This is a genomic window from Trabulsiella odontotermitis, assembly GCF_030053895.1.
Taxonomy (GTDB): Bacteria; Pseudomonadota; Gammaproteobacteria; order Enterobacterales; family Enterobacteriaceae; genus Trabulsiella; species Trabulsiella odontotermitis_C.
On sequence record NZ_CP125781.1, the window covers coordinates 2,299,919 to 2,326,551 of the forward strand.

Sequence of the window (26,633 nt, forward strand, 5' to 3'; positions counted from 1 at the left end):
AACCATCATTACTGCAAATGTTTGTGTAACTGGCGACGTGCGTCAGCCGTAATGTCCAGCGGATGCTGCCAGCCTGCGTTTTCGGTCGCCCGGCTGTAAAGCGCCACCAGCCAGTCATAAACATATCGCGTGGCCGCATGTACCGGCTGTTCGCCCAGTTGCGTCAGACGTGCGGTGGTGTCCGGCGATTTCAGTTCAAAGATAGCGCTGCCTTTCGCAATCCGACTTGCCGGACGAGCCTCCACCGGCAGGGCGGCATAATCAAACCAGGCGATGAAATTACCGATGGTGGCGCGTAACTGTGCCGCGCTGGGGTTTTCGCCACGCATCACCTGCTGCAGTCTGGCCGGTAGTTGCAGACGATAACTGGTGATGATCAGACATTCGGCCAGTTGTTGCAGCACATCAGGCGTTAAGCCCGCATGCGCGGCAATGTCTGCCCGGCGGCTCCACTGATGTAAATGTCTGATCCACAACTCGTGCGCCAGCGTACCGGTATCCTGCTCGTTGTAACTGGTGCGGGACTTATCTTCCGGTTGCGCAAACAGATCCACGCTTTCGCTGAATAAGCCTGCGACTTTCTCTTCCCGCGGCTGCTGCGTCTGACAGAGCATGTCAAACGCGCGCTGGGCGGGCAGTAATCCTTCTATTATTTCCCCCAGCGTTGCAGCGCGGGATTGTAACTGGCGAACCAGCGACTGCGCCTGCTGCTGCATGGCGGCGGGATCACGATGCACCGGGGCGAGATACGGTCTCATCAGTGCCGCGAGTCGGGCATTCACGCTCTGACCGAGCAATTGCAGACGGCTGCTGCGCAGCGCCGGGTTCAGCGCCTGCGCCAGCCACTCCATCAACCGTTGCATACTGCTGCTGTCCAGCGCCTGCAAGGTTCCCCAGCGCTGACCCGGTTTTTTGATCAGGTGCTGGACGCCTTCGTCGAGATTCTGTTTCAGGGTAAAGCGGTGATCGTGCGGGGTGACCGCCCAGACCAGCCCCGGCAACGCGCTTTCCTGTAGTGGCTGCGTGTCATCCACCCATTGCATCAGCGCACGGGCGACGGCGGGCGTTTGCGCACGCTGCACGGAGGCGTTGCATACCAGCAGAATGTCCGGCTGGAAGCGCTGGCGATAGCTCTCCAGCAGCCAGCGGCATTTGCTCTGCCATAACGGCGCGCCGGGCGAGTGCGGCACCGCCGGAATATCAACGATCTCTACGTTATCGAGCACGCCGTTTTCTACCGGCAACGCCAGCTCAAGACTGAGCAACGCCAGCGTGGCGATGGGCAGGCTGATGGCATTTTGCAGATGACCGTGGTGCAGGGGATGCACCACCACGTCACCTTCAACCTCAACGTCAGGGGTTAAAAAACCTTCTGCTGGTAATGCGAAGCTGTCGACCAACAGACTCAGCGGCGCGGCAACCTCACGGGCATTGCCGGTCTGGTGCAGCGTATGCGCCAGCATCAGCCACTGCTGGGTCAGCGTGTGTTGTTCTCCCCACAGCAGCGACCAGGCGCTGGCACGGGCGCTGAGATCCAGCGACGGCAACAGCGCGGCAAACTGGTACCACAGGCCGTCGTCCATCTGCTGTTGGGAAACCGGTACGCTTTCGCGCCAGAAACGGGCAATCGCCGCAATCGATTCTCGATCGATACCCGGTACCTGTTGCGGCTGGCGCAAGGACTGCCAGCCTGCCAGCCGTGCGGCAATGACACTTTTCTCAACCGGGCGGATCTCGTCCTGATCTAACGCATGTGCAATAAACAGCTGCACCAGTTCGGCTTCGCTCATCAGTGTCAGGCGCAGCGGGAACGCTTCATTCGGCGCGGTGACCTGCTGACTGAAGCGGATCGCCATGCGCGTGGTGTTATGACCAGGGTTAATATGAGTAAACCAGTCCAGGGTTTTGCCGCCAGCGGTAATCGACAACCGCCCGGCGGGGCTGCTGCATAAAGTGGTCAGCAGATGGGCTTTGGCCTGTAGCGCGTGGCCGTACAGGCCAACGGACGGCGGCTGGTTTTGTGCCGACGTCAGTCGCTGTTGTTGATGCTTCAGCGCCAGCAGGCGTGTCAGCAGGGCATCCGCATCGTTATTCAGTAAGGGGGCGTGCAGACGCGTGGCTTCCGTCCACGCGATGACGGCTTGTAAATCACTCATTTCAGATAAACGCTCCCGCTATCGATCCAGTAGTGGCTGCCGCTGTGACGGCGATCGGCCAGCGTATTCAGTTTCAGCGTCAGGGCATCCGGGGCGACCGGTGTACCGTCCTGTAACCAGGCATCAGCCAGTTCAAAGGCATCCGGCGCCAGATGCCGGTTACCGCCGCGCAATTGCAGGCGGACATGCAACACGCCATCTCCGGCGATGGTTTTGGCCAGTTCCGGGCTGTTAATGCTCAGGGTGTAGAGCGGGGTGGCCGGCCAGCGGGCGTTGGCGAGCTGGCGGAAACCCAGCGTGACATTGCCGCGCAGCGGGAAATGGAGCCGTGAGTCGAGTTTGACGCCGGGTTGATCCAGATCGATGTCCGGGTACCAGACGTTCTCCTCGCGCAGCGTGTTCACCACGTTATCCAGCACGCCGAGATAGCGCACGGTGGAGTAAGCACCGATGTCGACGGCCTTAAAGTTAAAGCGCGGCAGACGTAAATCGAGCGCCAGGCTACAGAGCATTGCGCCCACTGCCGCGGTGGATTTCGGGTTGCCGATTTTGCCCTGCTGACTGAACGGATACCATTCATGCACATGATATTTGTCGAGCCAGACCATGCGGCTGGCCGGTACGGGTTGCAGATGGCGGATCAGCGCCTGCACACCCGGCAGACACCCCGGACGCCCGGTGATCAGCAGCACGTCGCAGTGGTAATGGGAGATGGCTTCGCACACTGCATGCAACGGTGAGGCGATGGTAAATTCACCCGCCAGCATCGCCTGTTGCAGATCGCTGAAGTTCACCTGCAACGGCACGTTGAGCAGTTCGAACGGTGCTGAACCGCCAGGCAACTGATGCTCAACCGCGTGGGTAATGTAGTTCATCACGTTGCGAGTGGGCGGCTGACTCAACAACTCGCCAAAGGTGGCATAGAGTCCCGCCAGCGGATCGCTGCTGTCGCTGCGCTCCCACGCGGCAAGAATGGCGTGGCCGAGCGGCATAAACAGCTGGAGCGTGGTCTGTTGGCGCAGCACCGCCTGGGTATCGATGCGACCAGAATCACCAAACAGCGTCGCCATCAGGGCGGGTGCATCGGCAATACCGCTTTTCTGTAACTGCGTCTGCAGGGCCGGTAACACGCAGCGCTGAATGATATCCAGCAGAATGTCATCGCCAGCCACTTTAAATCCTTCGCGGAACAGCAGGTGCGGGGTGATTTTGACGTTGCTGCCAGTGCCGTCATCAAGCTGATACTGGGTGATCGCCATATCCGTAGTGCCGCCGCCAAGATCGACCGAGGCCACGCGCAGGGTGCGGCCTGGCTGCTCGTTGTGCGCGGCAGCGCGATCCGGGCGGGAGAGCGCGGCAAAAAACGCTTCTGTCTGCCCGCTGTAATGCGACACGGCTTCGTTATACAGCCACACCAGTTGGCCGCAGCTTGCTTCGTCCCATTCCATCTGGATCTGCGGAACTGGCACCACGCTGTTTTTCTGCAGTTTCAGGTTAGCGAAATCGTCATCCTGTGGATGCCAGCCGAGGGCTTTCCACACCAGTGCAATCGCTTCAAACATCCGGCGACGGAAAATTTCACGCTCCTGTTTCGGCATCGCCGACGGCAGGGTCAGAATAATGGTGCGTAGCTGGCGAGGGGACGACGGAAAACCGAGTCGCAGGCGGGTGGCGACGCTGTTGATCTGCCCGAGCGCCTGCGCCAGCAATTCACACAGCATATGGGTCATCAGCGTACTGCGGCTGTACTGCGGCGAAAACACCGGCAGGCGATCTTCCGGCGGCAACGTATACAGCGGCTGCCCGTCATCGTTCATCAGGTTCATCAGCGGGAAGGCGGTGGCCAGCGGCTCACGCTGCGTTTTGCTGTTGATCTGGCTGAAACGCCAGTCCTGCACGGTGGGCGTTTCATCCCACAGATAACGACGCGGGCTGGACAAACCGCTGTAACCGTCAGTGCCGAGACGCTGCATCGCCAGTTTTCGCGCTTCATCGCCGACGCGGACAATCGACGGCCAGACGAACGCGTCATCGCGACCGCTTTCAACCGAATAGTGCTGTTTGCCGAAACGGGCCTCGCAAAACTCGATGCGGCTGCTGAACAGTGGCTCATTAAGATGCTGCGGCTCGGTCAGCGAGCGGACCTGCAACTCCGCCGTCTGCCGCAGGCCATCGTTGGCATCGCCCTGATCTTCAATAATGACGCCACAGGTGTGGGTGTTGCCGACATCAAGGATCAGGTCGACCGGGATCGCCGGGGTGCTCAGCGTGGCGGTAACGATTTTGATTTCCGGAATAGCTAGCTGTTCGCCAAGCAGGGTGAGCAGGTTCAGCCAGTGGCCCTGATATTCAAAACTGCGCATCGCCTGCGCGATGTCGCGCTCGGTGCGGCTTTGCTGAGACGCATACTGGCTGAAGACTTCCCGCAACCAGCCGTCGATCCAGGTTTGATCGAGGAAATCGGCGATTTCGTCGTCACGCCACGCCAGCGAAAAGCGGGTGCCGTTGAGAATATCGTTTTCGACCGGCGCCAGCGACGCCGGGCTGTCGCCGCTGAGTTGGCTGTCGAAGGCCAGCGTCACGCGGTGGCTGTTGCCTGCGCTGTCGGGCTGACTCAGTTTGCGGATCTGCACACGCGCCCAGTTATCCGGCCCTTCAACGAAAGTTCGCGGCGGGTTAAAGCGGAAGAAGGGTAGCGGCAGCCAGATCCCGTCGAGGATCGCCAGCGACTGTTCCAGCGTCAGCGTGCTTTCCGGTTTGACCACTTCCGCCTGTTCGCCCTGACGGGCAGGCAGCGTATAGCGACCATTGACCAGATCATAATCAAGTCTCAGCAGCGGGCCGTTGGCGGTTTTACGCACGAAGCGCCCGCTGTGGAGCGACTCCTGCGGCGTGAGGCCAAAATCAAGAAACTGTACGCCACTGTTGGCAATCAGCGTGACGCTCTGTTTGTAATCGCAAAGAGTAACCAGCATGACATCAGGCCCCTGTTTTCTTGAACGTCAGCGGGACGATGGTTCTGGCATCGTAACGGCCGGTACATTGCGCCACATCGCTGGTGCCTGCTTTGCAGGTAATTTCCGGCATTGGGTAGCGGGAGCCGTCTGCGCAGCGCGCCGCGCCACGGCTCTTAATCAGCAACTCACCATTCTGGTGCAGGCCGGAGAAAATATCCGCACGGCAGACAATGTTCTTGCCATGCACCACGCGTGCCGTACCTTTGTTGTTCTGGATCTGATAACGCAGTGATGGCGCGTTGCCGGTCGGATCTTTGATATCGCCCAGCACCCGCCAGCTGCCGTTGAGGAAACGGGTCGTGCCCGCTTTGAGTTCCCCGGCTTCCATTACCAGCGCATCTTTAGGAATGGCGGCGATCACCACCGGTTCATCCTCGGGTTTCGCTTTCTCTGCCACGTTCTCTTCTTTGGCTTTGACAACATCAGCCTGATGCAGCGGTAATCCGGCGGTTAACTTCGGTAAATCGGCGGGCGCGGGTAACTCAATGGGGGCTGGCGCTTGTGTAACAACCGGGGTCGGTTCAACTGCCGTCGCGCGCTGTTTCCACAGTAATGGCACGGCAACGGCGGCCACCACCACGGCAGCGACTGGCAGGCTCCACAGCGGAATGCGACGATGGCGGGCAGGTACCGTTTTCTCCGGCTGCGGCTGGGCTTCCGGGATGAGCGGAATCGCAATTTCAGGTTCGGGCTCTGGCATCTCCACCGGGGTGAACGGCGGTTCGGGGAGCGGAGGCGGTGGCGTAAACAGCGGCTTGTCGCCATCGCTAAACATGACAGGTTCCGGGATGGTGTCGACGGGCGGTTCCGGGAGTTGCTCAATCACCGGTTCCGGTTCTGGCAACGTCAGACAGGCCAGCGCGTCAACGCGGGTATTTTCGTTGAGATTGATGAAACCCCAGAAGGTGATGACTGGCTTGCCGTCGACCAGGTAAACGTGATTTTCACCAGGGAACTGCAACGCTTTTTCCAGCAGCGCGCCGAACAATTGCTGCGCGGTTTTGTCGGATTGCAGGCTTTTGCGGCTCAGGGCTAACGCGCTTTCAAAGGTGTTGTGCAGAAAACGCCGCGCCCGTTCGCGGGTATCGGCATCCGCCGCTTTCCAGGCGATCGCTTTTCCTTCGATGGGCGCATACCACGCCACGCGGTCGCTTTCGTCGTTGACTTGCGGAATGGCCAGGCAGTCTACCAGTGCGAGCTGTTTACGCAGGCGCAGGGTTTCACGGATTTGCAACGCCGAGTCAAAGACCGCCTGACCGCCGCCGCCGACAGCCTGGAAATCGTCAAGATCGCCGCTGCGTAATAGAGTTTTTGTCACGTTCTCATCCCATAGACTTCTTCACTCCATTACTCTACTGGAGCGGCCGGGGTTCTAAACGGCAAAAGACAGGCTAAAACCTTCGAATTCTCGCGCTATTGAGCAGTGAATTTTTGCTTGACCTTTGCGAAACAACTTAAGCCAAACAGTTGATTAAGAAAGCAACGAAAAACACCCGGTTAGCATAACCTGATGACGATTGATTATTTGTCAGTTATTACCGACTGTGCTGTTATTAAGATCCACATAATAAAAGCAGGGTTTACTACCATGTCTAAAGGGATAACGCTACTCGCGCTGGCATTGAGCGCAATTTTACCGGCAAGTGCCATCGCGGCAGACAAAGACACGATTATCTACTGTTCCGAAGCCTCACCGGAATCCTTCAACCCGCAGATTGCCAGTTCCGGCCCGTCGTTCGTCGCCAGCTCGCAAACGCAATATAACCGCCTGATCAATTTTGACCCGGTGAAAAACACCCCGGTACCGTCCCTGGCAACCGAGTGGAAGATATCGCCTGACGGCAAAACGTATACCTTTACCTTGCGTCAGGGCGTGAAATTCAACAGCAACAAATTCTTCAAACCGACGCGTGATTTCAATGCCGATGACGTTATTTTCTCAGTGATGCGTCAGAAAGACCCTAACCATCCGTATCATAAAGTTTCGCAGGGCAATTACGAATATTTCACTGACGTAGGGCTGGATAAGCTGATTCAGGATGTGAAAAAGATCGACGATTATCACGTCCAGTTTGTGTTGAGTGAGCCGAATGCCGCGTTTATCGCCGACTGGGGGATGGATTTTGCCTCGATCCTTTCCGCTGAATATGCCGATGCGATGCTGAAAAAAGGCACGCCGGAAAACGTCGATAACTGGCCGATCGGCACCGGGCCGTATGTGCTGCAACAGTACAAAGTTGATTCGTTGATCCGCTACGTCGCTAACCCGAACTACTGGGATGGCGCCGTGCCGACGAAACACCTGATTTTCTCTATTACGCCAGATGTGCAGACTCGCCTGGCCAAACTGCAGACCAACGAATGCCAGATTATTCCTGCGCCGTCGCCCGTCCAGTTTGACGCGATCAAGAAGAATAAAGATCTGACGCTGCATTCTGTTGATGCGCTGAACGTCGGCTATCTGGCATTCAATACCGAGAAAAAACCGTTTGATAACGTGCTGGTGCGCCAGGCGCTGAATTACGCGACGGACAAGAAAGCCATCGTCAACGCCGTGTTTATGGGCTCCGGCACAGTGGCGAAATCGCCGCTGCCGCCAAACATGCTCGGCTACAAAAAAGATCTGCAGGACTATGCTTACGATCCGCAAAAAGCGAAGGATCTGCTGAAGCAGGCGGGGCTAGAAAATGGCGCGGAAGTGACGCTATGGTCGATGCCAGTTCAGCGTCCATACAACCCAAATTCCCGTCGCATCGCGGAGATGATCCAGAACGACTGGGCGAAAGTGGGCATCAAAGCCAAAATTGTGACCTATGAGTGGGGTGAATACCTCTCCGGCATGCGTAAAGGTGAACACGACTCGGCGCTGTTTGGCTGGATGTCCGACAACGGTGATCCGGATAACTTTGCTGACGTGCTGCTTGGCTGCGACAGCGTTAAAACCGGCTCCAATGCCGCCCGCTGGTGCGATAAGGGATACAATGATCTGGTGCAGAAAGCGAAACTGACCAGCGACCCGGCGGCGCGTGCGGAACTGTACGGTAAGGCGCAGGAGATTTACTACCAGCAGGCACCGTGGATTGCGCTGGCGAATGGCAAAACCTTCTTCGCCACCCGCAGCAATGTCTCCGGCTTTAGCGTCAGCCTGATGGGCAGCGATTTCTCGAAAGCGAAGTTAAATTAAGCGATAAGGAGTGAGTTATGTCGCATCTGGATGAGGTGACCGCCCGCGTGGACGCGGCGGTGGAAGAGAGTGTTATTACGCATATGAATGAGTTGCTGGTTGAACTGAGCGAGGATGCGGCGCTGAGTCGTGAAGATCGCTATGCCCAGCAGCAACGCCTGCGTAATGCCATCGCCCATCATGGCCGCCAGCACAAGGAAGATATGGAGGCGCGCCACGAGCAGCTCACCAAAGGCGGCACCATCCTTTAACGTCAAAACTGGCGTCTGGCCACCAGCCAGGCGCCTGCCACCAGCATCACGGCACCACACACCGGCCCCACCAGCGCCCGCCAGGGAATGCCCTGACTGCGCAGCACATCCATCACCAGCCCACCGATTAACTGACTGGCGACCAGCACCGCAATGGTGGTTGCCGCGCCGACATACTGATAACCGCTGATGCTGGCAAACACGAAAAATGAGCCGAGCAGGCCGGGGATCAGCGTCCACCACCTGACGCTTACCGCCAGTTCCTGAAACCCGCCCACGCCGTGTTTAATCCACAGAATGCTGACGAACAGGATGATCCCGACCAGTGAATTGAGCAACATGGCGATCAGGATCGTGGAGGCGTTGTGGGTGATCCGCACCATCAGGGTATTCTGGATGACCAGGCCAAACCCGGCGGCGATGAGAAAGGCGAGGGTCAGCGACTGGTTCATGGCCGCGCGTCCGGTTCTGCGCGGTCATCAAGTTGAAGCTGCATAAAGGTCAGATCCAGCCAGCGGCCAAACTTGGTGCCTACCTGCGGCATTTCGCCAGTGGTAATAAAACCGAGGGAGGCGTGCAACTGCAACGATGCAAGGTTTTGCGATTCAATACCCGCGACCATCACGTGCTTGCCGATGTTTCTGGCTTCGGTAATCAGTTGCGTCAGCAGCAGGCGGCCCAGCCCTTTGCCCTGATGCGCCGGGTGCACGTACACCGAGTGCTCAACGGTATGACGAAAGCCGTCAAACGCGCGCCAGTCACCAAACGAGGCATAACCCGTCACTGTGCCGTTCTCTTCACTCACCAGCACCGGATAGCCCAGTAGCTGACGCGACTCAAACCATGCAATGCGGTTATCCGTATCAACAGTAGAATCATTCCAGATGGCAGCGGTGTGCAGTACGGCATGATTGTAGATTTCTGCAATCGCTGCACAGTCTTCTTTACAGGCAGAGCGAATCGTCATAGCAAACCTCATGGCATGTATACTATAGTAGTACGATGTTATTACTATAATGTATTCCATGATGACGCCAGAAGACAATGTAAATCAGCGGATCAGCGCCCGCCTGCGCCTTGAACGTGAATCCCGTGGTTGGTCGCTCAGCGAGCTGGCGGAGCGGGCCGGGGTTTCCCGAGCGATGGTGCATAAAATCGAGCGTGGTGAAAGCAGCCCGACAGCCACTATGCTCGGGCGCTTATCCGGTGCCTTTGGTCTCAGCATGTCGACGCTGATCGCCCGTGCGGAAATGCAGGAAGGCAAGTTATTGCGGCGGGAAAACCAGCCGGTCTGGCGTGATCCGCAAAGCCATTACCTGCGCCGTCATGTTTCGCCGCGCAGCGATCTGCCTATTGATCTGGTTGAGATTGAACTACCCGCCGGGAGCGATATCCCGATGCCAGCGTCGTCGTACGCGCTGGCGCGCCAGTTGATCTGGTTACAGCAAGGGGAACTGGTGTTTATCGAGGGCGATACCCGTCATGAGATGAAAGCGGGGGATTGTCTCGAACTCGGGCCGCCGAATGATTGCCGTTTTGTCAATGAAACGAAACAGGCCTGTATTTACCTGGTGGTGAGATTAAATCAGGCTGTTTCATAACCCCGGCTTATCAATTAAACCTTATTTCATGAAAGTGAATTAACGCGAAATATTTTCATGGAAAATTTTGATATTACCGTCTTTAATTATTGCAGCGTCGATCACCGCGCGCAGTACGGTATGGCCTTCATTAGCAAACTAATAACTCTAAACTATGACAGTTGACTTTTTATTTTATAACCCAACACCAGCGAAGGATACAGGATATATTCTCTGTGTCCTGCAAAATAGTTTCTGCTAAATGGCTGCAACGATAACGATGAGACTAAGCAACAGGATGTCCCTATGCTGGATTTTGAGAAAGCACAGCGCACGAGTTTGACCACTCAGGTCGAAGTGAATTTAAAAAGTGCGTTAATTATTGGCGCGCTGAAACCCGGAGCCCGGTTAATTACCAAGGAGATTGCCGAACAGTTAGGCACCAGTATTACCCCCGTGCGCGAAGCGCTTCTGCGGCTGGTATCGTCAGGCGCACTCCAGGCGACGCCTGCCCAGGCATTTCTGGTGCCGGTGGTTTCGCAGGAGCGTTACAAGGAGATCAACGCCATCCGAAAGCAGTTAGAGGGGATGGCAGCGGTCACTGCGCTGACGCATCTCACGGCAGAAAAACTCAGTGAATTGCAGCGCCTTGCCGATGACTTTCAGGGTAACATCCGGCACGGCGAGGTTGAACAGATACTGCAGGCAAATTACGTGTTCCGTTTTCACCTCTACCGTTACGCCGAAATGCCTACATTAACCGCGCTTATTGAACAATTGTGGGTACAAATTGGTCCCTGCTTTAATTTTCTCCACCCGCATTCCAGCGATATTTTCCCTGATACGCATTTTTATGCGGATTTACTGGCGGCACTGGAAAAGAAGGATGAGCAGGCGACCCGTCAGGCAATGGAAATAATTATCGATCACGATACGTTTATTTTACAGCGGCAGTCTATTTATTAACCGGAATTGATCGCCAGGACGATGATATTCACCTTCCCCGGAACAATGGCTTATTATTTGTCCGGGGAATGTGTTATGCGACGTTATTCGAACTGATATGCCAGTGATAATCCCACACCGAAATTACGACCCGGTGAGGGTTCATAGTAGCGGCCATTTGACTCGTTAACGATCACTGAGCCGACATATTGACGATCGAACAGATTATCGACGCGGCCGAAAAGATCCATTTTCCATTGGCCTAAGTCAAATTTATAGCCCGTATTCAGACCCACCACTGTCCAGGAGGGCGCTTTGGCGGTGTTGTCGTCGTTGGCCATGATGTCGCCCATGTAGCGAATATCTGCCCCGGCGTACCAGCCTGCTTCAGGAACATATCCCAGCGAAGCGAACCCCATGTTGCGGGCAATACCGGGAATGCGGTTGCCGTTGCAACTGCCGTCGCCGCAGACATCGGTGCGATAGGTGGCATCGAGCCAGGTCCAGGCGGCGGTCATTCGCCAGTTTTCAGCAAACTGCTGATCGAGTGACAACTCGGCGCCCTGACGGCGAGTTTTACCGGCGTTTTTGTAACTGGCGCGCCCGTCTTCGCTGTTGTCGACCACGATTTCATTATCGGTATCAGTCTGGAACAGTGCTGCCGTCAGCAGGCCGTTACCGATGCGGGTTTTGCTGCCCACTTCAACGGTGGTGTTGGTTGACGGTTTTAGATCCAGATTCAGGCCGCCCACATCTCCCGAACGATAGGAAAGTTCGTTAATGGTCGGTGTTTCAAACCCGCGACCCGCAGACGCATAGAGGTTCCAGGCATCAGTCACCGCGTATTTCAGCGAACCTGCCGGCAACCATTTGTGATAACTCGACTCGCCGCTGGAGTCGGCATTGCCTGGCGTGACGTAATGGTCGTTGGAGTCGAACCACACCGAGCTGTAACGTACGCCTGCATCCAGCGTCAGCTTATCGGTCAACTGCCACTGAGTCTGCAGATAAGGGTCGAGGTTCCACATCAGGTTGCGCTCATCGCGACGCATTGCGCCTTTTTCACCATACTGCGGTGCGCCATCAACCATCACGAAGTTCTCAAAGCCTTTGCGCTTTTCACTCATATTCTCGTAATCAAGCCCGGTGGTGAAAGTCACCGGCACGCCGAGCTCACCCTGGTGCGTCCAGCGGGTATCGATGCCCTGATAGTGGCGTTCAAGATCGATAACGCCACCGGCGTGAGAAGGGCGCAACTGCGGAGCCATCGGAATGGACTGATATTGCGTGGTCTGGCGCTCCCCGGCATACATCATCACGCTGAGCGCATCCTGTTCGCTCAACTGGCGGTCATAGCGCAGGCCCGCTTGAGTCTGTTTGATGTCTTTGCGGGTATTAAAGTTATCGCCGCGCGGCGACTGGCGCGGGTTCGCCTGCCATTCGCTGTACGTCAGGCCACCGGGATCATTCGCTTTCACGTCGACGCTGTTAAACAGCAATGTCAGCTTGCTGTCCTCGTTCAGCCGTACGCCGAGCTTTGCGTTAGCGAGGTTTTTGCGCGCGCCGCTGTGGTCGCGGTAGCCGTGGGTGGCAAAACGACTGGTGGAAACGGTGTAATCCACGTCGCCGGCTTGCGTACCGTCGCCCACTGCGCCGGTCGCTTTCAGCCCGTAGCGCCAGGAGCCATAGCTGCCATAATAGCTGCTGGCCTCAACAGTAGCGGGTTGTTTACCAGTTTCGGTGGTGACGTTCACCACACCGCCGGAGGAGTTGCCATATAGCGCCGAGAAGGGGCCGCGCAACACGTCGATATGATCGATGCTGTTGATGTCGATATTCGATGTCTGCCCCTGACCGTCGGGCATGGTAGCCGGAATCCCATCCACATACATGCGCACGCCGCGCACACCATACGTAGAGCGTGAACCAAAACCACGGATTGACAACTGCAGATCCTGCGCATAGTTCTGCCGGTTTTGTACCTGTAACCCTGGCACGCCGCTGAGGGATTCTGACAGATTCACGCGTGGGGTGGCATGGCGCATATCGTCACCCGCCACCACGCTGACCGCAGCAGGGGTATCCAGTTCAGAGACCGCCTGCGGTGTGGCGGTGACGATGAGCGTTTGCTCGTCATCTGCCCGGGCATCTGAAAGGGAGATGAAGGGAAGGAGAAGAGCCGGAAGCGCAACCCGGCGAACAGAACTTATTTTCATGACACTCACTTGTGCGGAGGAACCCAAAAAATCAACCCGGGAATGGTAATGAATTTGTTAACGACATGAAAAGTTTAACGGCACATTCGGTTAATTCCAGGATTAAAAAGTTCTCCCCGACGCCACAACCTGAATAAATCCTCCACATTTATGCCATTAATGATTACTATTCGCATTTGAAAAACAACGCAATGCCATGACATTGCGAGCCGGAAGCGATGTGGAGCAGCAGATCATTTTGTTGAACAAAGGGAGTCGTCATGTCTTTACGTTTTCAGTCCACACCCCGCCTGCGCCGCTCGCTACTGCTCAGCGCACTCCTGCTCACTGGCAGCTTCAGCGCGCATGCCGCCGAAGAGATGCTGCGCAAAGCGGTAGGAAAAGGCGCTTACGAAATGGCTTACAGCCAGCAGGAAAACGCGCTGTGGGTCGCCACCGCGCAAAGCCGCAAAACTGATAAAGGCGGCGTGGTGTATCGCCTTGATCCGCAAAACCTGGATGTGACGCAGGTGATCCATAACGACCTGAAACCCTTCGGCGCGGCGATCAATACACAGACGCAGACGCTGTGGTTTGGCAACACCCTCAATGGCACTGTCACGGCGGTGGATGCGAAAAGCGGCGAGGTGAAAGGGCGCGTGATACTCGACAGCCGCCAGCGCAGCGACACGGTAAAACCGTTGCAGCCGCGTGAACTGGTGGTCAATGAAAAAACCAATACCGTCTATGTGACGGGCGTGGGTAAAGAGAGTGTGCTGTGGGTGATTGACGGCGCGACGCTCGCGCTGAAATCCACCCTGACCGGTACTGGTGCGTTTGGCACCGGGCTGGCGCTGGATGCCGGCGCGCAGCGCCTGTATGTGACTAACGCTGATGGCGAGCTGATCACGATCGATGCTGCCAGCAATACGATCCTGTCGCGCAAGAAACTGTCTGAAGACGGCAAAGAACATTTCTATCTCAATCTAAGCCTCGATACCGCCGGTCATCGCGCGTTTATCACTGATTCAAAACAGCCAGAAGTGTTGGTTGTTGATACCCGCAACGGCAAGGTACTGGAAAAAATCGCCGCCCCGGAATCGCTGGCAGTGCTGTTTAATCCGGCACGCAATGAAGTTTATGTCACGCACCGCCAGGCAGGGAAAGTCAGTGTCATCGACGCCAAAAGCTATCAGGTGGTGAAAACCTTCGATACGCCGACGCACCCCAACAGCCTGGCACTTTCCGCTGACGGCAACACGCTGTATGTGACGGTGAAACAAACCTCATCACGCCAGAAAGAAGCCACGCAACCTGATGATGTGATAAGGATTGCGTTGTAAGGCGGTCCTCTCTCTTCCTGGGAGAGAGGATATTTTACTTGACCGTTAGTAGGTATTTTTTGCTGATCAATTCACCTGATGAGTACATCGTTGAGACGGTATAAACTGAGATATCAATTTGTATAATTCCTCTTTGCGAAGGAAAGCCAGAGATAATGAGATTTTCATGATATCCACAATCTTTTGCACATTTTATATTTAAGTCTGGTGAGATGGTAAGGCTTCCATCGGAGGGGGTCATTCTGACTTTAGTATTGTTATTGGTAAAGTAAAATCGGTTGCCGTTGGTAAAATTTGCAATTATTTTTGCAGAGTAATACTCTCCGGTTAGCGCATCTGGCAGTGTATCATTCTCTGGCTGAAAGTTTACCTTATCCGAGCAAGAAGTTATGAGAATAAGAAAAGATAAAAACAAATACCGAATCATTTTTATTTAATTGGTTTAAAAACCAATCCCCCAAAGAAACGATTGAGAAAGAACGAGATGTCTGTATTTTCCTTTATTTGGTTATCCACCGTACCCCATGAAAACAATCGTAGAGTTATGTTTCTATTGCTGTCCTCGTGAACACATCCCTCCCAGACGATCCAATGACTCGGTATTGTTAGTATTGAATCACTTCCTTTCAGCAATCCGTCACTAATTAAGGCGACAATTCTGTACCCCTTGCTGGCGTAACTATTTAATTCGATGAACCCCTGCATACCCGCCTGGACAGGTCCTGCATTGCTAAAGATCTTTTCATATCCTGCCTTTTCAAACCATTCGGAAAGCGTACCCCACATTGTTACTCCTGCAACTGGCGAAACTATTGAATCATAGTCCAGAAAAGTATTGTCAGAATCCACTAACCCTGCGAGGGTCATCCAGTCAAGACCAGAGATGCCTGGTGTGCCATCATCATAATAAAACTTACCCGAAGGATGCCTGCAATCTATACCGGGTGAAACCTCCAGACGACCAATTCTGGTTTTCCCATACGACCATAACTCTCGTGCTGCTTGTCTGTAGATATCAGGGCGATCGACTTGCAAACAGTAAAAAAAAGCAGCAGAGCCGCAGACGCTCGCACCCATTTGATTCGGGTAATCAAGCTGATTAAATCTGTATTTTATTTGCGCATTTATTGCTTCTTTTTTAAAAGGGTCAAGCAAACTACCTGCAGGATATTCTTTTGCTATAAAAGCTCTTTCAGGTCTCATTATATTAATCGGAATTGTGTTTTTCCCTTCTCTGACAGGTCTGGTTGTCCCCATAGAGACAAAAAAGCAAGGGTTCTCTCGTTTCTCGGATGAGTATGCCTTTCCAGTGCTTAATTCCTCAAGCGTATACATTCCAACGAATGGATGCGGAGTTACGCACGTGATTGTTAACATAGTTTTCCTATATAATGTCACCTCCATGATGTAAATAACCATGAGAGCATCATCCGTATCCTGTGTTTCATGTTTTTGCGTTTCGTAAGTATCGGTGACTGGCTGCTGTTTTACATCGAGAAGAATATGCTTATTATGTTTTGAATCCATTCGGTAAATATACAGGTCATAGACAATGTAGGAAGGTGGAACATTAGACCTAATCCTTGTGCTTACCGTATATACAGACATGTTTTATCCTGAGATGTTGTTAAAAATGAAAATTTTATTAAACAGATTGGATGACCACTGTGAAGTAGCTAACATAAATTAATATAACCCATTGTAAATATTGAGATTAATTGATCTGATTTATATTTAAATGTTTTTTATTTAATATGAAAATATATCGCGCAAGCAGAAGCGACCATCCGCACCTATACTCAGTTTTTGTCTGAGGAGGTCGCTGATGATTACCGTTTATGGCGCACCGGGCTGGGGCTCCGCCATCAGTGAAGTGATGCTGACACTGGCGAAGATCCCCTACAAATTCGTCGATGTCAGTGGATTTGACCAGCCCGGGCCGCAGCAGGATGCGCTTTCCGCGCTGAATCCATTGTGCCAGATCCCCACGCTGAAAATGACCGACGGCAGCGTGATGACCGAAACCGCTGCCATCGCGTTGATGATTCTGGATGAATATCCGGCGCTGGCGCCGCCGCCCGACACGCCGCGGCGTCGCCAGTTTCAGCGGCTGCTGGTCTGGCTGGTGGCGAATGTCTACCCGACGTTTACTTATGCAGATTACCCCGAGCGCTGGACGGAAACCGGCGCCCGTGAGCTGGTTGAAAACTGCCAGAAGTACCGCAAAACGCTCTATTTGTGGCTTGAAAGCCAGCTTGTCGCCACGCCGTATGCGCTGGGGGAACAGCTGACGTTGATTGATGTGTATATCGCCGTCATGCGTAGCTGGGGACCGCGTCACGACTGGTTTAAAGCCAATACACCGAAATTTTATGCCATCGCGGAGACGGTGTACCAGCGCCCTGAGTTACAGGACGTGCTGCGTCGCAATGACATTATTCCCGGCACGAACGGATAATGCGCTGATGACAGGTGTGTTAGTGTAAACGCTCATCACATTAAGGAGTCTTGCCATGCCGCACATCGACATCAAATGCTTCCCCCGCGATCTGACTGACGAACAAAAAACGGCGCTGGCCGCCGATATCACCGACGTCATCGTTCGCCATCTTAACAGCAAAGACCGTTCCGTCAGCATCGCGCTGAACCAGGTACAGGAAGCTGACTGGAAACAGGTGTGGGACAGCGAAATCGCGCCACAACTGGAGACGCTGATTAAGAAACCTGGCTACAGCATGTAGTCGCTCTGGCACGGCCTGCGGGTCGTGCGCATTTCCCTCCGTTTGGCCCAAAACGATCGCTTTTGGGGATGCAGATACCTGCTGCGCCACATCATTTACAGGAATAATAACCGCATCCATCAAACAAGGAGCGCCATGATGAAGATGCTGTTATGCAAAACATTATTATTCGCCACGATGCTTTCTGCATACGCGCTGGCAAATACTGAGGAGTTGTCACCTGTGAATAGCAAAACCATTCGTACCATGAGCGGCGCGACCGCCACCACATCGCTGTCAGCACCCGCTACCGGGCTGCTGGTGATTGATATCCAGAACGAATACTTCCCCGGCGGCAAAATGGTGATCCCGGACGGCATGAAAGTGCTCCACAACAGCAAAAAGCTGGTTGAGTTTGCGCACCAGAAGGGTATTCCGGTGTGGTTTGTGCGCCACGTCGGCGCGAAAGGCGGCCCGTTGTTCGCCGAAGGTTCCGTTTTTGCTGAGTTTCATAAAGATCTTCAGCCAACAAAAGACGATCGTATAATGACCAAAGCGACACCCAGCGCCTTTGTCGGCACTGATCTTGAGCAACAGCTCAAGGCGAAAGGGATTAAACAGCTGATTGTCACTGGCCTGATGACGCATATGTGCGTTTCCACCACTTCGCGCGATGCCGTACCGAAAGGCTTTAGCGTCATCATTCCTGAAGATGCGACCGCCACGCGCAGCATTGACGATTCGCGTGGTGGGGTGATTGATCATCAACTGTTGCAGCGTGCGGCGATTGCCGGTGTCGCGGATGTGTTTGCCGAAATTCGCACTACGCAAGAAGTGTTGGATCTGCCGGTGACACCGTAACGTTATCTGAAGGGAGTGAAGATGACCCGCATTGGTATTGTGGTATTTGATGGCATTATTCCGTTTCATCTGTCCGTGCCCTGCGCCGTCTTTGAACTGGTGGTATCACCTGACGGGACGCCGCTGTGCGAGGTGACCATCTGCGCCACCACACCGGGGCAGATGAAAACCAATGCCGGGTTTTCGATTGTTGTTGATAAGGGGCTGGATGCGCTGAGCGGCATGGATATCGTGGTAGTGCCGAGCTGGAACCCGGCGGTGACTCACCCCGACGAGCGGCTACTGGCGGCGTTGCGCACGGCGCATCAGGCTGGCGCCCGCATCGTTGGCCTTTGTATGGGGGCTTTCGTGCTGGCGGCGGCGGGGTTGCTGGATCATCGTCCGGCGACGACCCACTGGCGCTGGGCACCGGATTTCCAGCAGCGTTATCCGTCCGTTCGCATGGATCGCGATGTGCTGTATGTTGACGATGGCGATGTGATGACCTCGGCGGGCACCGCCGCCAGCATTGATTGTTGCCTGCATCTGGTGAGGCAAAAGTGGGGGGCGGAAATCGCCAACAGCGTCGCGCGTCTGTTGGTTGTGCCGCCGCATCGTCAGGGCGGTCAGGCGCAATATGTGGAATTGCCGGTGCAGAATACGCGGCGGGGCGACAGCTTTTCGCTGGCGCTCTCGTGGGCGACGGAAAATCTCCATCAGCCGCTGACAATCGATTTGCTGGCTGATCGCGCCTGTATGAGCCGCCGCAGCTTTACCCGGCGCTTTCAGCAGACCACCGGCGAGAGTTTTTCGCGCTGGCTGCTCGACCAGCGCATCATCGTGGCGCAACGTTTTCTGGAGAAAACCGATCAGCCTATTGATCTCATCGCCAGCCAGGTCGGCTTTGCCTCTGCCACATCACTTCGCCGCCATTTCCTCAAGTCACTGAAAACCTCGCCGTCCCGTTACCGCAAGGAGTTTCGCGGCGTCTGAGGTTAGTCCTGCGAACTGGCTTTCAGCAGCCTGCCGCTACTGACGAAGGTGCCTGCGCCGAGGTGATGCAGCGTGTTGCGCTTGTCATCATCAAACTGCCAGCGACCGTCGATAAACGCGCTGGCGTCGGCAGCCGCGGCGACGACTTCGCCAAACAACGTGTCATATTTCTCCTGGGCGGCGGTGGGAGGTAGCAGGCGGCACTCCATCCACGCCAGGCATTTCTCTTCGATCAGCGGTAAACCTAACACCGGACCGCTCACCACCGGGATGCCATAGCAGTTGAATTTGTCTTCATCGCGACCGGTGACGCTGCCTACGGCGTAAGTCCAGTTGGTGGCGTCCACACCGGGAATGACGATACCAAACTGGCCGCTGCGTTCGATAAGCTCCCGCGACCAGGTGGATTTATCCACCACGATAGCAATTCGCGGCGGCTCAAACTCCACCGGCATCGACCACGCCGCCGCCATCACGTTGCGCCGTTCGGTCTGCTCGTCATAACTGGTAATGAGTATCGTCGGACCGTGATTGAGCAGACGGCTGGCATGTTTTAACTCCACTGGGCGAAAACGGCTCATAGCGACTCCTCAAAAAAGGCAATTCAACGGGTAAAGGTTTGTTTAGCATAGCATCGCCAGTCAACCGCACAAATTCACCGCTGGCAACGAAAAAATACGTTATAAACAAGGGATACCGATAGCAGGAGATCCTGATGAGTCCTTTTTTAATGGCGTATTTATCTCGTCTTGGCTGGCGTGGCGAGACTGGCGTGACTCTGGAAACATTGCAGGCGCTGCATTTAAAGCACAACTGCACCATTCCTTTTGAAAATATCGATGTTCTGTTACCGCGTGAAATTCACCTTGATGACGGTGCGCTGGAGGACAAACTGCTCACAGCTCGCCGCGGCGGGTATTGCTTTGAGCAGAACGGGCTGTTTGAACGGGTGTTACGGGAGCTCGGTTTTAATGTGCAAAGCCTGCTGGGTCGCGTCATTCTCGCGAATCCGCCGCAAATGCCGCCGCGCACGCACCGACTGCTGCTGGTCGATCTCGCCGGAGAACGCTGGATTGCGGATGTGGGCTTTGGCGGTCAGACGCTCACCGCGCCGATCCGCCTGTTGGCCGACGTTCCGCAGCCAACGCCGCACGGTCTGTACCGGTTGCTGAATGAAGGCAACGACTGGACGCTGCAGGTAAGCCATCACGAGCACTGGCAGTCGATGTACCAGTTTGATCTCACGAAGCCGTACTTTACCGATTACGTGATGGGCAATTTCTGGTCAGCGCACTGGCCGCAGTCACATTTCCGCCACCATCTGTTGATGAGTCGACATCTTCCCGACGGTGGCAAGCTGACGCTGACCAATTTCAGTTTTACCCACTGGGGAAACAGCCATGTGATTGAAAAGATCGAACTGCCTGATGTTGAGTCACTGTATGCGGTGATCCAGCAGCGATTTGGCTTAGGGGTTGATAACCGTAAACACGGCTTCAGCGTAGCGGAACTGGCGGCGATCATGGCGGCGTTTGAAACACACCCTGAGGCGGGGAAATAGTTATTTGCCCGGTGGCGCTTCGCTTACCGGGCCTACAATCTTCTAACGATGAGAGGGCCTAAAAAGCTCCACCGAAATAGCCTGCTGGAGATGGTGAACAAAAGCGGCATCATCCATTCCTTCCAGCCCCAGGGCGTAGATGCCATCCAGTCCGCAGACCAGCGAGATCAAACGCCAGGCAATGCCGGAAGGGGTGTCACTAAGCGTAAACTCTTTCGCTTCAACACCTTTCTGAATAATCGCGACTGTTTCATCGTGCCACATGGTCATGGTTAACAGATAAGCGGCTTTGATATCACTGTCGCTGTCGGCCAGGATCTGCGCTTCGCGCCAGAGCCGCAGGTGCGGGCCGAGTTTTCCTTCTTCGCTGTAGAGCATGACAAACAGTTTTTCGCGCCAACTGGTGCAGTCGGCAGCCAGCGGGACATCAAGCATTTCGCGAACCACCCGCACAAAGGCCTCTGCCTTTAACTCCCCGGAAGAGGTGAAATGGTGATGGACCTGGCCGGAAGCCATACTGGCTTCCTGAGCGATATGCCGCACCGTCATGGCGGTGAACCCACCGGAAAGCGCAACGCGCATCGCCGCCTGCACAATCGCTTCCCGACGCGCTTCCCGATTCAGATAGCTCATGATGTTCCGTCCGTAATGATGATATGGCGATGATAGCAAATACCTGGACGAGTGTTCAATTTGCTTTGATAGCTTACAGATGTGTCACGAGTACAGGTTTATAACGAAATTTTAACCAGACGCAAGGGTATTCAAAAAAACTCATTTCCGAGCGTCGTTTAGCGATTTTATACGCTCCATTTTCAGGAATACGACCATATTCCCCGGGTTCGAGCTGCCTTTCCGACTCAAACCATGCGGAAGCGGAAACAGTTCCCTTGTAACCTTTGACGGTTTTATTTGTCAGACGACTCAACTCAGCGGCAAAAGAGTCAACACCGCCGTCGCCAGAGTGACATACGACTAAGCGGATAGCTTGATACTCTTCAATATTTACGCCATTGTTTTCCAGCAGACGGACCAGATCCAGAGGATCAATATGAATATCTCTCTGTTTAATTAAACCGCTGCCATATGATTTATCAAATCTGCCATGCGCATCGATATTGAGTCGTCTGCCATTCTTATAAGTATCTTCAAAGTACTGGATAAAATTATATTCGCCGGTGAGTGAGCCCGTGTTAATAGCGACACCGCCACGGGGAGTGATGCGTTGACCTGGTTCAGCGATCGTCCGGGCAATTTTCTGCGATAACCCTTTAATTTTACGTCCCATCTGAGGGGCAAGTATTTCTGCTACGCCGAAAGTGCCGGCGATGCCGAGGCCCAGCGACATCCAGCCGAGCGCTTTTGCAGCATGAGGGTTGGTTTTTGCTACCGCGCGGCTGGCCTGACCGGTGACGGCTGAGGCTGCCAGTTCCACCCCGGTTTCTACTGTTCCGGCGGTCGCTAGCGAGGCAGAAGCACCATCGGATATCGCCGCTTTGATGCCGGCGCGTACACTCAACCCGATAATTTTGCGAATAAGCCAGGTGATGGGCCCGTGGCCGCTGGGGTCAGTCTTGTTGATCGGATCGCTTTCACAATAAGCGTAGGGGTTAATACCGCCGATACCGAAGGGGCTTTCACTGTCCGGGCAGGTGAAACGACGCAGTACCGGGCTGTAGGCGCGGTAGCCATTACCGAGGTGAGTCACGCCGGAAAGCGGATCCTGGCGTTCGCCGTTAAAACCGGGAATCAATGCTGCTGCTCCGGTACGATTTGTGCCGCCGCCGAAGGGGCTCCACGCCTGCGTGGTACTGGTGCCGGAGGTGTGTGACAGCATGGGGCTGCCGTGCCAGTCAGCACCGGTGAGTTGAAGTGTCATTGTATAGTCCTGAAGTATGAGAAAAACCCCAGCCTAACGCGTAACTACCTGCTGTCTCGGGCAAAAAAAAGACATTACCTGGCAAAATAAACGTTTTCACTTATGCAAAACAAAATCAATAAGAATTGGACAAGCGTTCAAAATTTCTGGAAAATCGCCATGTTGGACATGCGTCCAGAATTTATCAGGAAAGGAAAGTAGTATGTTTCGCCAATGGTTAACGTTGGTTGCGATTGTGCTGGTGTATATCCCGGTCGCGATTGACGCCACGGTTTTGCACGTAGCCGCCCCGACACTCAGCGTGTCGCTGGGGGCCAGCGGCAATGAATTACTCTGGATCATTGATATCTATTCGCTGGTGATGGCCGGGATGGTGCTGCCGATGGGCGCACTGGGCGACAAAATCGGGTTTAAGCGTCTGCTGCTGACCGGCAGCGGGCTGTTTGGCCTGGCGTCGCTGGGTGCGGCAATGGCTGACAACGCCCTGTGGCTGATTGCTGCGCGGGCATTGCTGGCTATCGGGGCGGCAATGATTGTCCCCGCAACGCTCGCGGGGATCCGCAATACCTTCGCCGAAGCGCGGCATCGCAATATGGCGCTTGGCCTGTGGGCGGCGGTTGGCTCTGGTGGTGCGGCGTTTGGTCCGCTGGTGGGCGGGATGCTGCTCGGGCACTTCCACTGGGGATCAGTGTTCCTGATCAACGTACCTGTCGTGCTGGTAGTGATGGCACTGAGCTGGCGCGTGGTGCCAGCTCAGCAGGGGCGTCACGAACAGCCCATGCACATCGGCCAGGCATTGATGCTGATCGTGGCTATTCTGATGCTGGTTTACAGCGCAAAAACGGCGCTGAAAGGGCAGCAGGCGGTGTGGCTGACTGGGCTTACCCTGATGATGGGCGCAGTGTTACTGGTCAAATTTATCCGCATTCAACTGGCGGCCCGCACGCCCATGATCGATATGCGCCTGTTTCTGCATCCCATCATTCTGAGCGGGGTGATGATGGCGATGACGTCGATGATCACCCTCGTGGGGTTTGAGCTATTGATGGCGCAGGAGCTACAGTTTGTGCACGGGAAAACACCATTTGAGGCAGGAATGTTTATGCTGCCGGTGATGCTCGCCAGCGGTTTCAGCGGCCCGATTGCCGGGATGCTGGTTTCCCGTTTTGGTCTGCGGCAGGTGGCGACGGCAGGAATGGCGATGAGCGCTCTGAGCTTTCTCGGCCTGTCGATGCTCGACTTCAGCACGCAACAGTTGCAGGCATGGGTGTTGATGACGCTGCTGGGCTTCAGTGCTGCCAGTGCGTTGCTGGCCTCGACGGCGGCGATTATGGCGGCAGCACCGAAAGAGAAAGCCGCCGCGGCCGGGGCGATTGAAACCATGGCCTACGAACTGGGTGCTGGTCTCGGGATCGCGCTGTTTGGTCTGATCCTGACGCGCAGTTATCACGAGTCCATCGTGCTGCCGAGTGGCCTGGATGGCGCAGCGGCGACACAGGCGGCATCGTCGATTGGCGAAGCCATGCAGGTGGCGCTAAGTCTGCCTTCGTCTGTTGCGGATACGCTGGTGAGCGCGGCTAAAACGGCGTTTATCACCTCGCACAGCGTGGCGTTGTTTAGCGCCGGTGCGATGCTGATGGTGCTGGCGGTAGGGATCTGGTTTGGTCTGGCAAAAACTTCACGTACGGCATAAGAAGAAAGGGCTGCGAGAGCGCAGCCCGGATATCTGATTAATTCGAGAAGGTGACAGGGCGGTAACCGGGGATATCCCAGTCCTGGCTGAAACAATTACAAATTCGTCTCCATTTGTGCACGCTGAACTGCGCTGAGGGCGTTGTTTCATAATAGTGGCTCAGCCCTTCTGGACCGTACCTGTCGGCTAAAAAATTCATCTGTTCGGTCAGATCCCGTGGTCCGATGGAGCCATTAAGGACGCCTTCGAATCCTTTGACCGGACGGTGGATGAGCTCACTGAATTGCGCGGCAAACGAGCGTTCCCCGCCGTTGGCGGAGTAACAGGAGAGCAGTCTGACGTTGTCATAGCTCTGAATATTAATCCCCTTTCTCTGCAGTATCAGCCGGAGCTGGCGGGGTGTTAATCGATGCTTATCCACCGCCAGTAACGATGTGCCGGTGTTTTCCTGAAGAACGCCATGAGAAAGAATATTCAATCGTGGAGAGCCTTTATACACGTCCTCATAGGTCATCAGACCAAGATGATTACCGTGATGTATCCGCGTGTTCCGCATCGGGCCACCCAACGACAACGTTCTTCTGTCATTGCCGGGTAATACGCGTTTCATTTTTCCTGATATGCCTTCCAGTTTCTGCCCGATCCGCGGCGCTAATTTTTCCGCGATGCCAAACGTGACCGCAATACCGAGTCCCATTGATGCCCAGCCGAGCTTACGGGCCATCGCCGGGTCTTTCTCCGCCATCTCTTTTGCGGCAACTCCCGTCGCGACAGAAGCTGCAGCTTCCACGCCAGTCTCCACTGTGCTGAGGGTCGCGAGCGTGGTCGACATGCTGTCACTCATGGCGGCTTTTATCCCGATGCGGATGCTGATACCGAAGATTTTGCGCAGCAACCATGTTATTGGTCCGTGACCGCTGGGATCCGTCATGTTGATCGGATCGCTTTCGCAGTACGCGTAGGGATTAATACCGCCGACGCCGAACGGACTTTCGCTGTCCGGGCAGGTAAAGCGACACAATACCGGGCTGTAAGCGCGATAGCCATTGCCAAGGTGCGTCACGCCAGAGAAAGGATCCTGACGTTCGCCGTTAAAGCCGGGCAGTGACGTCGCAGCGTCCGTGCGGGGAAGTGACGCGCCGAAGGGGCTCCATGCGACAGCGGTGTTAGCGTTGGCGGTACGGGTCAGAAACGGGCTGCCGTGCCAGTCGTTGCCAGAAAATGATAGTGCCATGATGATTTTCCTTTTTGGTAGAAAAACCAGAAACGTAGCAACGTATCACCGGAGCCCCGGCACAAATAAAAGTAAAAGTGCGGCAAAAATAAGTCACTTCCGCGTCGCGTACCAGCAGAGCAGGGAGCCGAGACACACCATACCGGCACCCTGCCAGAAGGACCAGGACAGCGGCGCGCTGAGTAAAAATGAGGCCAGTGCCGAAGAAAGTACCGGGGTGAAATAGGAGCCGACGGCCAGCAGGCTCACATTGCCGTGGAGAATGCCGATATTCCACGCCGCATAGGCAAATCCTAACGACAAGGCGCACATCAGCAGTTTTATTGTGACCGGCCAGCTAAAATGCATCGGCGGTTGATCGGTCAGAAAATAGTGAACCCAGAGGCTGAGGCCGGTCAGTAAAACGAAAAAAGTAATGCCGTTTTTTCCCTTCGCATAGCGGGCGGTGACCGTACAGTAAGCCGCCCAGATAAATGCGCCGACAAAGGCGAGAATATAACTCAGCGGGCTGGAAATAATATTGTTGATAATGTCATCGATATTAAGCCCCTGATCGCCGCCAAGCACCCAACTGACGCCAAGCAGCGCCAGAATCAACCCCGGAATAATCCACAGCGTCGATTTTTGGCCGTTGAAGAGAATAGCGAACAGGATCGTCAGACTGGGCCAGAGATAATTCACCATGCCGACTTCAATCGCCTGCTGGCGAGTGGCGGCATACCCCAGTGACAGGGCGAGGCAGATTTCATAACTGACGAACAGAAAGCAACCTGCCAGCAGATAACGCACAGAAAACTGCCGGATATTCGGGATGCCAACGGTGAAAACCAGTAACAGCCCACTCAGCGAGTAGACCATCGCCGCCCCCGCGACAGGGCCAAGCCCTTCACTGACGCCCCGAATTAAGCCCACCATGGTGCTCCAGAGAATAATGGCAATCAGGCCAATGAAAGTTGCGCGTTGTGTCGTCATTTCTTTTTTTCTTCATTCAGCGTAAATCGTAACATCAGAATATATAACACCTTTTTGCCATTTTCTGGAT

At 54.9% G+C, this 26,633-nt stretch carries 23 protein-coding genes; 11 read left to right on the forward strand and 12 right to left on the reverse strand.

The genetic code is table 11. The features are described from left to right. Positions 1 to 8 precede the first annotated feature (8 nt). The 3 genes from QMG90_RS10990 to QMG90_RS11000 are packed head-to-tail and all read right to left on the reverse strand — an operon-like array spanning position 9 to position 6,491. Complete coding sequence (locus tag QMG90_RS10990; RefSeq protein ID WP_283283834.1) at positions 9 to 2,156, reverse strand: virulence factor SrfC family protein; 2,148 nt, start codon at positions 2,154 to 2,156, stop codon at positions 9 to 11. Further along, complete coding sequence (locus QMG90_RS10995) at positions 2,153 to 5,131, reverse strand: virulence factor SrfB (protein ID WP_283283835.1); 2,979 nt, start codon at positions 5,129 to 5,131, stop codon at positions 2,153 to 2,155. The genes QMG90_RS10990 and QMG90_RS10995 overlap by 4 nt, the downstream gene beginning before the upstream one ends. Positions 5,132 to 5,135: 4 nt before the next feature. Then, entirely contained in the window at positions 5,136 to 6,491 is a 1,356-nt protein-coding gene (locus QMG90_RS11000) for an SrfA family protein (protein WP_283283836.1), read from the reverse strand. 270 nt (positions 6,492 to 6,761) lie between these two features. Here QMG90_RS11000 and QMG90_RS11005 point away from each other — a divergent pair, with 270 nt between their 5' ends. Together QMG90_RS11005 and QMG90_RS11010 are read left to right on the forward strand one after the other, a co-directional pair. Continuing rightward, positions 6,762 to 8,357, forward strand: coding sequence for an ABC transporter substrate-binding protein (locus tag QMG90_RS11005; RefSeq protein WP_283283837.1), 1,596 nt, complete (start codon positions 6,762 to 6,764; stop codon positions 8,355 to 8,357). Between the two features lie 17 nt (positions 8,358 to 8,374). Next, positions 8,375 to 8,608 carry a YdcY family protein gene (locus QMG90_RS11010; protein WP_283283838.1) on the forward strand — a complete coding sequence of 78 codons (234 nt, stop codon included), beginning with the start codon at positions 8,375 to 8,377 and terminating at the stop codon, positions 8,606 to 8,608. Between the two features lie 2 nt (positions 8,609 to 8,610). Here the strand turns inward: QMG90_RS11010 and QMG90_RS11015 are convergent, their stop codons facing one another. Both QMG90_RS11015 and QMG90_RS11020 read right to left on the reverse strand, forming a co-directional pair. Beyond that, positions 8,611 to 9,060: a DMT family transporter gene (locus QMG90_RS11015; protein WP_283283839.1), complete on the reverse strand. Its 450-nt coding sequence runs from the start codon at positions 9,058 to 9,060 to the stop codon at positions 8,611 to 8,613. Further along, the gene (locus QMG90_RS11020; protein WP_283283840.1) at positions 9,057 to 9,575 is read right to left on the reverse strand and encodes a GNAT family N-acetyltransferase; all 519 of its coding nucleotides are present in this window, start codon (positions 9,573 to 9,575) and stop codon (positions 9,057 to 9,059) included. Before QMG90_RS11020 ends, QMG90_RS11015 begins: the two co-directional genes overlap by 4 nt. A 58-nt stretch (positions 9,576 to 9,633) precedes the next feature. On the opposite strand from QMG90_RS11020, the gene QMG90_RS11025 reads away from it, so the two are divergent. Both QMG90_RS11025 and QMG90_RS11030 read left to right on the forward strand, forming a co-directional pair. Beyond that, a complete protein-coding gene (locus QMG90_RS11025) occupies positions 9,634 to 10,209 on the forward strand; it encodes a helix-turn-helix domain-containing protein (RefSeq protein WP_283283841.1) in 576 nt (191 codons plus the stop codon). A 285-nt stretch (positions 10,210 to 10,494) separates the two neighbouring features. After that, positions 10,495 to 11,154, forward strand: coding sequence for a GntR family transcriptional regulator (locus QMG90_RS11030; RefSeq protein WP_283283842.1), 660 nt, complete (start codon positions 10,495 to 10,497; stop codon positions 11,152 to 11,154). A gap of 83 nt (positions 11,155 to 11,237) precedes the next feature. On the opposite strand, the gene pqqU is transcribed toward QMG90_RS11030, so the two are convergent. Continuing rightward, positions 11,238 to 13,349, reverse strand: coding sequence for a TonB-dependent receptor PqqU (gene pqqU / locus QMG90_RS11035; RefSeq protein ID WP_283283843.1), 2,112 nt, complete (start codon positions 13,347 to 13,349; stop codon positions 11,238 to 11,240). Between the two features lie 260 nt (positions 13,350 to 13,609). Between pqqU and yncE the strand changes: the two genes are divergently transcribed. Then, positions 13,610 to 14,671: a 7-bladed beta-propeller protein YncE gene (yncE, locus tag QMG90_RS11040; protein WP_283283844.1), complete on the forward strand. Its 1,062-nt coding sequence runs from the start codon at positions 13,610 to 13,612 to the stop codon at positions 14,669 to 14,671. A gap of 429 nt (positions 14,672 to 15,100) precedes the next feature. Here the strand turns inward: yncE and QMG90_RS11045 are convergent, their stop codons facing one another. Continuing rightward, positions 15,101 to 16,279 carry a hypothetical protein gene (locus QMG90_RS11045; RefSeq protein WP_283283845.1) on the reverse strand — a complete coding sequence of 393 codons (1,179 nt, stop codon included), beginning with the start codon at positions 16,277 to 16,279 and terminating at the stop codon, positions 15,101 to 15,103. A 217-nt stretch (positions 16,280 to 16,496) separates the two neighbouring features. Between QMG90_RS11045 and QMG90_RS11050 the strand changes: the two genes are divergently transcribed. The 4 genes from QMG90_RS11050 (at position 16,497) to QMG90_RS11065 (ending at position 19,224) form a co-directional block, all read left to right on the forward strand. Beyond that, positions 16,497 to 17,129 (forward strand): glutathione S-transferase family protein, encoded by a 633-nt coding sequence (locus QMG90_RS11050; protein WP_283283846.1) that lies wholly within the window; start codon positions 16,497 to 16,499, stop codon positions 17,127 to 17,129. A 55-nt stretch (positions 17,130 to 17,184) separates the two neighbouring features. Next, positions 17,185 to 17,412 carry a tautomerase PptA gene (pptA, locus tag QMG90_RS11055; protein WP_283283847.1) on the forward strand — a complete coding sequence of 76 codons (228 nt, stop codon included), beginning with the start codon at positions 17,185 to 17,187 and terminating at the stop codon, positions 17,410 to 17,412. Between the two features lie 135 nt (positions 17,413 to 17,547). Beyond that, complete coding sequence (locus QMG90_RS11060) at positions 17,548 to 18,252, forward strand: cysteine hydrolase family protein (RefSeq protein WP_430381679.1); 705 nt, start codon at positions 17,548 to 17,550, stop codon at positions 18,250 to 18,252. A 21-nt stretch (positions 18,253 to 18,273) separates the two neighbouring features. Further along, a complete protein-coding gene (locus tag QMG90_RS11065) occupies positions 18,274 to 19,224 on the forward strand; it encodes a GlxA family transcriptional regulator (protein WP_283283848.1) in 951 nt (316 codons plus the stop codon). Positions 19,225 to 19,226: 2 nt separating this feature from the next. Here the strand turns inward: QMG90_RS11065 and QMG90_RS11070 are convergent, their stop codons facing one another. Continuing rightward, on the reverse strand, positions 19,227 to 19,805 hold the full coding sequence (locus tag QMG90_RS11070) for a flavin reductase family protein (protein WP_283283849.1): 579 nt from the start codon (positions 19,803 to 19,805) through the stop codon (positions 19,227 to 19,229). A gap of 134 nt (positions 19,806 to 19,939) precedes the next feature. Here QMG90_RS11070 and nhoA point away from each other — a divergent pair, with 134 nt between their 5' ends. Continuing rightward, complete coding sequence (nhoA, locus tag QMG90_RS11075) at positions 19,940 to 20,785, forward strand: N-hydroxyarylamine O-acetyltransferase (protein ID WP_283283850.1); 846 nt, start codon at positions 19,940 to 19,942, stop codon at positions 20,783 to 20,785. Positions 20,786 to 20,827: 42 nt separating this feature from the next. Here the strand turns inward: nhoA and QMG90_RS11080 are convergent, their stop codons facing one another. Further along, complete coding sequence (locus QMG90_RS11080) at positions 20,828 to 21,418, reverse strand: TetR family transcriptional regulator (RefSeq protein WP_283283851.1); 591 nt, start codon at positions 21,416 to 21,418, stop codon at positions 20,828 to 20,830. 73 nt (positions 21,419 to 21,491) lie between these two features. Then, positions 21,492 to 22,664 carry an RHS repeat-associated core domain-containing protein gene (locus QMG90_RS11085; protein WP_283283852.1) on the reverse strand — a complete coding sequence of 391 codons (1,173 nt, stop codon included), beginning with the start codon at positions 22,662 to 22,664 and terminating at the stop codon, positions 21,492 to 21,494. A 202-nt stretch (positions 22,665 to 22,866) separates the two neighbouring features. Here QMG90_RS11085 and QMG90_RS11090 point away from each other — a divergent pair, with 202 nt between their 5' ends. After that, positions 22,867 to 24,357 carry an MFS transporter gene (locus tag QMG90_RS11090; RefSeq protein WP_283283853.1) on the forward strand — a complete coding sequence of 497 codons (1,491 nt, stop codon included), beginning with the start codon at positions 22,867 to 22,869 and terminating at the stop codon, positions 24,355 to 24,357. Between the two features lie 37 nt (positions 24,358 to 24,394). On the opposite strand, the gene QMG90_RS11095 is transcribed toward QMG90_RS11090, so the two are convergent. Further along, positions 24,395 to 25,591 (reverse strand): RHS repeat-associated core domain-containing protein, encoded by a 1,197-nt coding sequence (locus QMG90_RS11095; RefSeq protein WP_283283854.1) that lies wholly within the window; start codon positions 25,589 to 25,591, stop codon positions 24,395 to 24,397. A 93-nt stretch (positions 25,592 to 25,684) separates the two neighbouring features. Next, positions 25,685 to 26,563, reverse strand: coding sequence for an aromatic amino acid DMT transporter YddG (yddG, locus tag QMG90_RS11100; RefSeq protein WP_283279669.1), 879 nt, complete (start codon positions 26,561 to 26,563; stop codon positions 25,685 to 25,687). Positions 26,564 to 26,633 lie beyond the last annotated feature (70 nt).

Coding starts and splice junctions, on each gene's coding strand:
- QMG90_RS10990 (WP_283283834.1), bottom strand. CDS start 2,156: ATGAGTGATTTACAAGCCGTCATCGCGTGGACGGAAGCCACGCGTCTG.
- QMG90_RS10995 (WP_283283835.1), bottom strand. CDS start 5,131: ATGCTGGTTACTCTTTGCGATTACAAACAGAGCGTCACGCTGATTGCC.
- QMG90_RS11005 (WP_283283837.1), top strand. CDS start 6,762: ATGTCTAAAGGGATAACGCTACTCGCGCTGGCATTGAGCGCAATTTTA.
- QMG90_RS11010 (WP_283283838.1), top strand. CDS start 8,375: ATGTCGCATCTGGATGAGGTGACCGCCCGCGTGGACGCGGCGGTGGAA.
- QMG90_RS11015 (WP_283283839.1), bottom strand. CDS start 9,060: ATGAACCAGTCGCTGACCCTCGCCTTTCTCATCGCCGCCGGGTTTGGC.
- QMG90_RS11020 (WP_283283840.1), bottom strand. CDS start 9,575: ATGACGATTCGCTCTGCCTGTAAAGAAGACTGTGCAGCGATTGCAGAA.
- QMG90_RS11025 (WP_283283841.1), top strand. CDS start 9,634: ATGATGACGCCAGAAGACAATGTAAATCAGCGGATCAGCGCCCGCCTG.
- QMG90_RS11030 (WP_283283842.1), top strand. CDS start 10,495: ATGCTGGATTTTGAGAAAGCACAGCGCACGAGTTTGACCACTCAGGTC.
- pqqU (WP_283283843.1), bottom strand. CDS start 13,349: ATGAAAATAAGTTCTGTTCGCCGGGTTGCGCTTCCGGCTCTTCTCCTT.
- yncE (WP_283283844.1), top strand. CDS start 13,610: ATGTCTTTACGTTTTCAGTCCACACCCCGCCTGCGCCGCTCGCTACTG.
- QMG90_RS11045 (WP_283283845.1), bottom strand. CDS start 16,279: ATGTCTGTATATACGGTAAGCACAAGGATTAGGTCTAATGTTCCACCT.
- QMG90_RS11050 (WP_283283846.1), top strand. CDS start 16,497: ATGATTACCGTTTATGGCGCACCGGGCTGGGGCTCCGCCATCAGTGAA.
- pptA (WP_283283847.1), top strand. CDS start 17,185: ATGCCGCACATCGACATCAAATGCTTCCCCCGCGATCTGACTGACGAA.
- QMG90_RS11060 (WP_430381679.1), top strand. CDS start 17,548: ATGATGAAGATGCTGTTATGCAAAACATTATTATTCGCCACGATGCTT.
- QMG90_RS11065 (WP_283283848.1), top strand. CDS start 18,274: ATGACCCGCATTGGTATTGTGGTATTTGATGGCATTATTCCGTTTCAT.
- QMG90_RS11070 (WP_283283849.1), bottom strand. CDS start 19,805: ATGAGCCGTTTTCGCCCAGTGGAGTTAAAACATGCCAGCCGTCTGCTC.
- nhoA (WP_283283850.1), top strand. CDS start 19,940: ATGAGTCCTTTTTTAATGGCGTATTTATCTCGTCTTGGCTGGCGTGGC.
- QMG90_RS11080 (WP_283283851.1), bottom strand. CDS start 21,418: ATGAGCTATCTGAATCGGGAAGCGCGTCGGGAAGCGATTGTGCAGGCG.
- QMG90_RS11085 (WP_283283852.1), bottom strand. CDS start 22,664: ATGACACTTCAACTCACCGGTGCTGACTGGCACGGCAGCCCCATGCTG.
- QMG90_RS11090 (WP_283283853.1), top strand. CDS start 22,867: ATGTTTCGCCAATGGTTAACGTTGGTTGCGATTGTGCTGGTGTATATC.
- QMG90_RS11095 (WP_283283854.1), bottom strand. CDS start 25,591: ATGGCACTATCATTTTCTGGCAACGACTGGCACGGCAGCCCGTTTCTG.
- yddG (WP_283279669.1), bottom strand. CDS start 26,563: ATGACGACACAACGCGCAACTTTCATTGGCCTGATTGCCATTATTCTC.